Source organism: Roseovarius sp. (assembly GCF_040223625.1).
GTDB lineage: Bacteria > Pseudomonadota > Alphaproteobacteria > Rhodobacterales > Rhodobacteraceae > Roseovarius.
Window position 1 is genome coordinate 57,647 of record NZ_JAVKFX010000066.1, and the last position, 7,242, is coordinate 64,888.

At 68.0% G+C, this 7,242-nt stretch carries 8 protein-coding genes and 1 pseudogene; 5 read left to right on the forward strand and 4 right to left on the reverse strand.

Features of this window, described 5'->3' with window-relative positions; genetic code table 11:
- The first annotated feature begins 123 nt into the window (after nt 1–123).
- Complete coding sequence (locus tag RLN94_RS18845; RefSeq protein ID WP_350127887.1) at nt 124–1,023, forward strand: DMT family transporter; 900 nt, start codon at nt 124–126, stop codon at nt 1,021–1,023.
- Here the strand turns inward: RLN94_RS18845 and RLN94_RS18850 are convergent.
- Both RLN94_RS18850 and RLN94_RS18855 read right to left on the reverse strand, forming a co-directional pair.
- Nucleotides 1,020–1,631: a class I SAM-dependent DNA methyltransferase gene (locus RLN94_RS18850; protein ID WP_350127890.1), complete on the reverse strand. Its 612-nt coding sequence runs from the start codon at nt 1,629–1,631 to the stop codon at nt 1,020–1,022. The two genes, RLN94_RS18845 and RLN94_RS18850, sit on opposite strands and share 4 nt — an antisense overlap.
- Nucleotides 1,628–2,242, reverse strand: coding sequence for an aspartate/glutamate racemase family protein (locus tag RLN94_RS18855; protein ID WP_350127893.1), 615 nt, complete (start codon nt 2,240–2,242; stop codon nt 1,628–1,630). The genes RLN94_RS18850 and RLN94_RS18855 overlap by 4 nt, the downstream gene beginning before the upstream one ends.
- Nucleotides 2,243–2,465: 223 nt before the next feature.
- Here RLN94_RS18855 and RLN94_RS18860 point away from each other — a divergent pair, with 223 nt between their 5' ends.
- Nucleotides 2,466–2,927 (forward strand): AraC family transcriptional regulator, encoded by a 462-nt coding sequence (locus tag RLN94_RS18860; protein WP_350127896.1) that lies wholly within the window; start codon nt 2,466–2,468, stop codon nt 2,925–2,927.
- A 3-nt stretch (nt 2,928–2,930) separates the two neighbouring features.
- On the opposite strand, the pseudogene RLN94_RS18865 reads toward RLN94_RS18860, so the two are convergent.
- Nucleotides 2,931–3,527: pseudogene (locus RLN94_RS18865) on the reverse strand (LysE family translocator); the annotation flags it as partial.
- Between the two features lie 82 nt (nt 3,528–3,609).
- Here RLN94_RS18865 and RLN94_RS18870 point away from each other — a divergent pair.
- Both RLN94_RS18870 and RLN94_RS18875 read left to right on the forward strand, forming a co-directional pair.
- Nucleotides 3,610–4,053, forward strand: coding sequence for an Lrp/AsnC family transcriptional regulator (locus RLN94_RS18870; RefSeq protein ID WP_350127899.1), 444 nt, complete (start codon nt 3,610–3,612; stop codon nt 4,051–4,053).
- Nucleotides 4,054–4,143: 90 nt separating this feature from the next.
- Entirely contained in the window at nt 4,144–4,623 is a 480-nt protein-coding gene (locus RLN94_RS18875; RefSeq protein ID WP_350127902.1) for a hypothetical protein, read from the forward strand.
- Between the two features lie 223 nt (nt 4,624–4,846).
- Here RLN94_RS18875 and RLN94_RS18880 read toward each other — a convergent pair whose 3' ends face one another.
- The gene (locus RLN94_RS18880; protein ID WP_350127905.1) at nt 4,847–5,440 is read right to left on the reverse strand and encodes a lysozyme inhibitor LprI family protein; all 594 of its coding nucleotides are present in this window, start codon (nt 5,438–5,440) and stop codon (nt 4,847–4,849) included.
- Between the two features lie 215 nt (nt 5,441–5,655).
- Between RLN94_RS18880 and RLN94_RS18885 the strand changes: the two genes are divergently transcribed.
- Complete coding sequence (locus tag RLN94_RS18885; RefSeq protein WP_350127908.1) at nt 5,656–7,056, forward strand: aminotransferase family protein; 1,401 nt, start codon at nt 5,656–5,658, stop codon at nt 7,054–7,056.
- Nucleotides 7,057–7,242 lie beyond the last annotated feature (186 nt).

A 7,242-nucleotide genomic window follows, 5' to 3' on the forward strand; every position in this document is an offset into this window, starting at 1 on the left:
GGCTGGGTCATGGATTTGCAAACAAATCGACACCCCGACAGGGGCTGTCAGCACCCCCGCGCCATCGCCTTGCGGCCACGCCCTCACCGGCTAAGCTGCGCCCGACACGACAGGAGCCCGCCCGTGACCGCCCCCGCCACCCCGCACCGGCCCGACAACCTGCCCCTCGCGGTGGGAACCATCGTCTTTACCGTGCTGGGCCTGTCGCTGGGCGACGCCATCATCAAGCTCACCTCCTCGAGCTTCCCGCTCTGGCAGATCTTCACCCTCCGCTCGGCGCTGGCCCTGCCCCTGCTCTTGGGCGTGCTCGCCCTCTGGTTCCCCGCCGCCCTCACCCGCCCCGCCGCGCCGGGCTGGACGGCCCTGCGCAGCGCGCTCCTCGTTACCATGTGGGTTGCCTATTACGCCTCGCTCCCGCACCTGCCGCTGGCCGTCGCCGCGGCGGCCTACTACACCCTGCCGCTCTTCATCACCCTCTTCTCGGCGCTCGCCACCCGCGACCGCATCCCGCCCTTGGGCTGGCTCGCGGTCGCCCTCGGCTTTGCCGGCGTCCTGCTGATCCTGCGCCCCGACGCCGATCATTTCAGCGCCTACGCCCTCCTCCCCCTCCTCGCCGCCATGCTCTATGCCGCGGCGATGATCCTCACCCGCACGAAATGCCGCGGCGAACACCCGATGATGCTGGCCCTCGCCCTAAACATGGCCTTCGTCCTCGCGGGCGGCGCGGCCACGCTCCTTCTGCCGCAAACCGACACCGGTTTCCTCTCGTCGCCATGGGCCGCCATGACCCCGGCCAATTGGGGCGCCATGGCGATCCTCGCGCTTTCCATCATCATCGGCGGCGTCGGCACCGCCATCGCCTACCAGGCCGGGCCCTCCTCGGTCATCGGCACGTTCGACTTCGCCTATGTCGGCTTCGCGGTGGTCTGGGGCGTGATCTTCTTCGCCGACCTCCCCGGCCCGGTCACGCTGGCCGGCATGGCCCTGATCGTCGCCGCCGGCATCCTCTCGCTCCGCCGCTAGAGCTTCCGCGCCAGCAACACCGAGTGGAAATCGCACGTCGGATCCTCCGCGACGAAATCCACCACCTCCGCCCCGCCCGCCTCGATCAACCGGGCGTATTCCTTCTGGTCAAGGCTCGCGTGATAGATCGGCTCGTCCCCCACCTGCCCGATCACCTCGCCATCCCCCGGCCCTACCGTCAGCATCAGCGGCCCGCCCGGCCGCAAATGCCGCAACAACCGCGGCACCACCTGCCGCTGCTCGTCCCGCGTCAAATGAAAGAAACTGTCCCACGCAAGTACCCCGTCGAACCGCTCCTCCAGCGCCAGCCTCCGCATATCCGCCACGCGCCAGTCCCCCTCCGGCCGCCTTGCCCACGCGATTTCGATCATCCCCGCGGCGCCATCGACGCCGGTCACGGCAAAGCCCAGCCCTGTCAGATACTCCGCCAGCGGCGCCCCGGTGCCACACCCGACATCCAGCACCCGGCCGCCCTCGGGGATCATCCCCGCGAACCGGTCCAGCCACCCGCGCTCGAACAGCCCCCGGCTCCGCTCCCGGTCATACCGTGCCGCGTTCCGCTCGTAGACCTCCAGCACCCGGCCCGCCAGCGCGCCCAACCCGCTCACGCTTCCAGCCCGGCCTTGAGCGCCAGCTCCGGCGAGGCCAGAACCGGCACACCGACATCCCCCAGCAACTCCGCCGCGCCCGCCATCGACACCTGCGCCAGCACGACACAGCCGATCTCCCGCCCGCTCCCGATCACCTGCCGCACCTCCCCGGCCACCACGGCGTCAAACGCCTCCGTCTCGCCCGCCTCGAACAACGGCCAGAACCGCATCATCGGCATCGGATGCACCACCGCCTCGCACCCCTCCGCCGCCAACGCCCGCTCCAGCAAGCCGAGGCTCGGCCCCCACGTGCTCTCCAGCCCGTAAACCAGCAGCACCGGCCCGCCGATCCGCGCCGCCTCCCGCATCATCGGCCAGTCCACCCGCATCGCCCCCGCCGTCTCTGCCGCCGGCCCGAGCGTCGTACAGGTACAGATCACCACGCCCTCCGCCCCGGCCACCGCATCGGCAATCTCCGTCTCAAGCTCTGCCGAAACGCCGCCCTGCGCCCGGGCCAGCCAGTCCTCCCTGACCACCTGCCGCAGCTCCGCCCCCGGCGAAACCCGCGCCCACAGCGCCTCGAACCGCGCCCGATGCCCCTCGGCGGTATGCAACAACGTCACTCTCATACCCCCTGCCATAGCACGCGCCCGCCCGGCCCGAGAAGCACCCCCACGCCACCGACGCGAAACCCCCGGCTTCTTCTTGGCCAAAATACTCAAATATCCAGACGCCAGCCCCGAACGACTCCCTCCCACCGCTCGCACCCCCCGGCAGAACCACCCTGACGACCTGTCACATTCCCCGTGCTACACTCGCCGCAAACCCACCGAACCAGACCGAGGCCCACCCATGTCCGGAGACATCAGGCACGTCCCCCACCTGCGCCTCGCCGCGCTCGACCACACCGGCCCCTATGCCGCGATCAGCCGCACCTTCGCCAAACTCGAAACCGTCTTCTCCGACCGCCGGCACTGGCCCCATGCAAACGGCCTCGCCGCCGTCTATTACGACGATCCCACCGAAACCCCCGAAGCCGAGCTGAAAAGCGCCGCCGGCATCATCGTCGACGACGCCTACGACATGCCGCCCGAACTCATGGAACTGACCCTCGGTGGAACGAAATGCGCGGTCTGGACCCACAAGGGATCCTATGCCGGCCTGCCCGCCGCGTGGACGGCGCTTTACGCCGAAACCCTGCCCGCCTCAGGCGAAACCCCGGCCGGGCTGCCACCTTTCGAGATCTACCTCAATACCCCCGGCGAGGTGCCCGACGACGATCTCGTCACCGAGATCTGCCTGCCCCTCCTCTGACGCGGGCCACAACACCGGCACCAGCGTCACCACCAGCAGCACCGCCATGGTCCAGTTGAACACCCGCAGCCGTGTCCGGTTCGTCAGAAGCCGCCGCATCTGCTGGCCCAGCACGGTCCAGCCCGTGGTGCTGATCACCGACACCATCACGTAGACCCCGGCGACCCACAGCACGGCGGTCACGTCCCGGCTCGTGGCGTAGAGCGTGATGGCACTCAACGCCATGCTCCACGCCTTCGGGTTCACCCACTGGAACGCCGCCGACTGGAAGAACGACAGCGGCTTGCCCTCCACCTCTTCCCCGGCCTCCTTCGGCGGGGCGGCATTCGCGATCTTCCACGCCAAGTACAACAGGTAGCCGACGCTCAGCACCTTCAGGATGGCGTAGCTCGGCGTCCACAGGTCGAACACCTGCATCACCCCCACACCCACCAGCAGCACCATCGACGGAAACCCGATCCCGATGCCCATCATGTGCGGCACGGTCCGGCGAAAGCCGAAATTCGCCCCCGAGGCCATCAGCATCAGGTTGTTCGGCCCCGGCGTCACGACCGTGACGAAGGCAAAGGCGACAAGGGCGGTGAATATCTCGAGTGTCATGAACGCAAACCTATTCCGCAACTCACGCATTTTGATTGCTTTCTTTTGCGTCCAGACCGGAAATTTGCAATCATTCATCCCCATGGACCACATAAACCAACAGATATTGCAGGAACTGTCCCGCGACGGCCGGATCAGCAACCTCGACCTCGCCGAGCGAATCGGGCTCTCCCCCTCCGCCTGCCTCCGCCGCGTGCAGGAGCTCGAGCGCCGCGGCGTCATCGCCGGCTACCGCGCCGTGCTCGACCGCAGCCGCCTCGGCATCGGCTTCGTGGCCTACGCCACCGTCGGCCTGAATACCCACACCAAGGCCAGCCAGGAAGCCTTCGAACGCGCCATGTCCCGCGCCCCGGAAGTGGTCGAATGCCACAACATCACCGGCTCGGTCGAATACCTCCTCCGGATCGAGGTGCCCGACCTGCCCGCCTACAAGGCCTTCCATACCGACGTGATGGGCATCCTCCCCCAGGTCAACGCGATCACCACCTTCGTCGTCATGGGCTCCCCCAAGGACGCCCGCGGCTGACCCGGATCGGCGCATGTCTTGTCAGCGTCACGTTCGCATCGTTACACTTCCAACGACGAACCAACGACAAGAACTCGAAGGGGAGACACCATGAAAACCACGTTCACCGCCGCCGCCATCGCCGCGCTCCTGGCCGCCGGCCACGCCACCGCCCAGGCCTATACCAGCGACGGCACCGCCAGGGGCCAGTCCCAGACCGAGGTGATCGAGGTCGGCGCCGACCACCAGTTCATGAATGTCCGCGCCACCTACAATCGCTTCGAGATGGAAGACTCCACCAACCCGATGAACAAGCTCAGCGGGCCCTGCTTCGGCGTGCTCGAAGTGCGCGGCGGCGCGGTCGAGGGCAACGGCGTCTGCGTGCTCGACGGGCTGGAAGGCGACCGGGTGACGCTCGGCTGGAACGCCCGCCGACGCGACCCCCAGGGCAACATCCACGGCTACTGGCACATCAGCAGCGGCAGCGGCCTCTGGCTTCAGGCCTCGGGCGGCGGCACCTTCATGTCCAGCGTGAACCCCGCCAACGGCACCGCCACCAACACCCTCCGTGGCGCCGTCACCCTCCGCTGAACGGCACCCTCACCACCACTCACCCGCCCCGGCCTCCGAGCCGGGGCCTCGCACCCACGCGTCAAACGAGGCCCCGGGTCAAGCCCGGGGCGGACAAGACCGACGTGGCCATCCGCCCCCACCCACACGCCTCAAACCAGATACCCGCCCCGGCCTCCGAGCCGGGGCCTCACCAACCCAAAACCCGCCCCGGCATCCGAGCCGGGGCCCCGCGCGGCGCACCTCACCGCTCCTCCACCAGCTCGCACTCTAAACTCGCCCCCTCCGGGTCGGCCTCCCGATACGTCGCCCGGTCCCCCTTCATCCTGAGCGACCGCCCGAAACTCCCCTCGTACCGCGCCCCCGAGGCCGCCATTACCTGCACCCCGGTATCCACCGAATCCCCCCGCTCGAAGCGCAGCGACGGCAGCTCCGTGTCGAAGAACATCGTCACCACCTCGTTCGCCGGGTTGCCGCCACAGGCCCAAACGGCGGTATTGAACGGCGCGTCCAGCATCCACCGCGCCACCAGCTCCGCCTCCCGCCGCAGGTACTCCGCCCGGACACACTCCGCCGGATCCTCCGCCTTCCAGCACTCGTCACGCCCCTTGATCCAGCCCCGCTGATAGGCCCGCAGCTCGTCCGCATCACCGCCCGCAGCCTCCAGCGCCGCCGCGTACCGCCCGGCCACCCGCCGATCCAGCGCCGCCAGCCCGGCATCGGCACAGATCAGCTCCTCCGCCGTACTCCCGGCCTTGCCGCAATCGAATGACGGGCCCTCCTGCGCGACCGCCTGCGCCGCCAGCCCCATCAGCAACCCACTGAAAACACGGATCATGACTCTCTCCTTCGCAACAGGGGTCTTCCCCCGCGCCCCGGCCCAGCCTACCCCCGAACGCCCGCGCCACGAACCGCCCATCTTCCGCCCAAGAAACGCTGGCCTTATACGCGAATGGCCACTGGCCCTAACAGTCTCGCCCGATCTGGGTCTGATATGATCAAATGACACCGCCCGGCCCCTCCCGCCGGGCCCAACCTGATGGAGCATTCACGATGGACGGCAAACCGCTTGATAACGACCTTTCCGGCGTGGTCGAGGCCGACCGCGCCCATGTCTGGCACCACCTGATCCAGCACGCCGGCTGGACCGGCCCCGATCCCAAGGCCGACCCCCGGATCATCGTCGAGGGCAAGGGCATGCGCGTCTGGGACCAGCACGGCAAGGAACATCTCGACGCCGTCTCCGGCGGCGTCTGGACGGTGAACGTCGGCTACGGCCGCGAGCGCATCGCCAACGCCGTCCGCGACCAGCTGCTCAAGCTGAACTACTTCGCCGGCACCGCCGGCTCGATCCCCGGCGCCAAGTTCTCCGAGAAGCTGATCTCGAAGATGCCCGGCATGAGCCGCGTCTACTTCACCAACTCCGGCACCGAGGCCAACGAGAAGGCCTTCAAGATGGTCCGCCAGATCGCCCACAAGCGCTACGGCGGCAAGAAATACAAGATCCTCTACCGCGACCGCGACTATCACGGCTCCTCCATCGCCGCCATCTCGGCCGGCGGCCAGGACCAGCGTGGCGAGCAATACGGCCCCTTCGTGCCGGGCTTCGTCCGCGTGCCGCACTGCATGGAATACCGCGCCCAGTGGGATCTCTCCGGTGAGGAATACGGCCTCGCCGCCGCCAACGCGATCGAGGAAGTCATCCTCGCCGAAGGCCCCGACACCGTCGGCGCAATCTGCCTCGAGCCGGTGACGGCGGGCGGCGGCGTCATCACCCCGCCGCCGGGCTACTGGCCCCGCGTGCAGGAAATCTGCCGCAAATACGACATCCTCCTGCATATCGACGAGGTCGTCTGCGGCGTCGGCCGCACCGGCACCGAATGGTTCGGCTACCAGCATTACGGCGTCGAACCCGATTTCGTGACCATGGCCAAGGGCGTGGCCTCGGGCTACGCCGCCATCGCCTGCTGCGTGACGAACGAGAAGGTGTTCGACATGTTCCAGGACGACACCTCCGACCCGCTCAACTACTTCCGCGACATCTCCACCTTCGGCGGCTGCACCGCCGGGCCGGCGGCGGCGCTGGAAAACATGGCGATCATCGAGGAGGAAGGCCTGCTCGAGAACACCACGAAGATGGGCGACTACATGCTCGACCAGCTCCGCGCGCTCAAGGACAAGCACGAGGTCATCGGCGACGTCCGCGGCAAGGGCCTCTTCCTCGGCGCCGAACTGGTGGCCGACCGCGCCACCAAGGAACCGGCGGAAGAGAAGAAGGTCCAGGCCGTCGCGGGCGATTGCAACGCGCAAGGGGTGATCATCGGCGTGATGAACCGCTCGGTCCCGGGCCTCAACAACACGCTCTGCTACTCCCCGGCCCTGATCGCCACCAAGGACGACATCGACCAGATCATCGAGGCCACCGACAAGGCACTCACCAAGGTCTTCGGCTGATCCAGCTTCGCCCGCCCCGCCACCGCCGGGCGGGCAGGCAAATATCGTAGCAACTGTCTTTCTCATCCCGCCACTGGCCGGTGCTCCCTCTGATCCCGCAGCATGGCATTGAGGATAGTGAGCAGCTTGCGGGCGCAGGCGATGATGGCGAGTTTGACGGGCTTTCCCGCCTCCTGCAGCTTGCGG

Coding starts and splice junctions, on each gene's coding strand:
- RLN94_RS18855 (WP_350127893.1), bottom strand. CDS start 2,242: ATGAGAGTGACGTTGTTGCATACCGCCGAGGGGCATCGGGCGCGGTTC.
- RLN94_RS18860 (WP_350127896.1), top strand. CDS start 2,466: ATGTCCGGAGACATCAGGCACGTCCCCCACCTGCGCCTCGCCGCGCTC.
- RLN94_RS18870 (WP_350127899.1), top strand. CDS start 3,610: ATGGACCACATAAACCAACAGATATTGCAGGAACTGTCCCGCGACGGC.
- RLN94_RS18875 (WP_350127902.1), top strand. CDS start 4,144: ATGAAAACCACGTTCACCGCCGCCGCCATCGCCGCGCTCCTGGCCGCC.
- RLN94_RS18880 (WP_350127905.1), bottom strand. CDS start 5,440: ATGATCCGTGTTTTCAGTGGGTTGCTGATGGGGCTGGCGGCGCAGGCG.
- RLN94_RS18885 (WP_350127908.1), top strand. CDS start 5,656: ATGGACGGCAAACCGCTTGATAACGACCTTTCCGGCGTGGTCGAGGCC.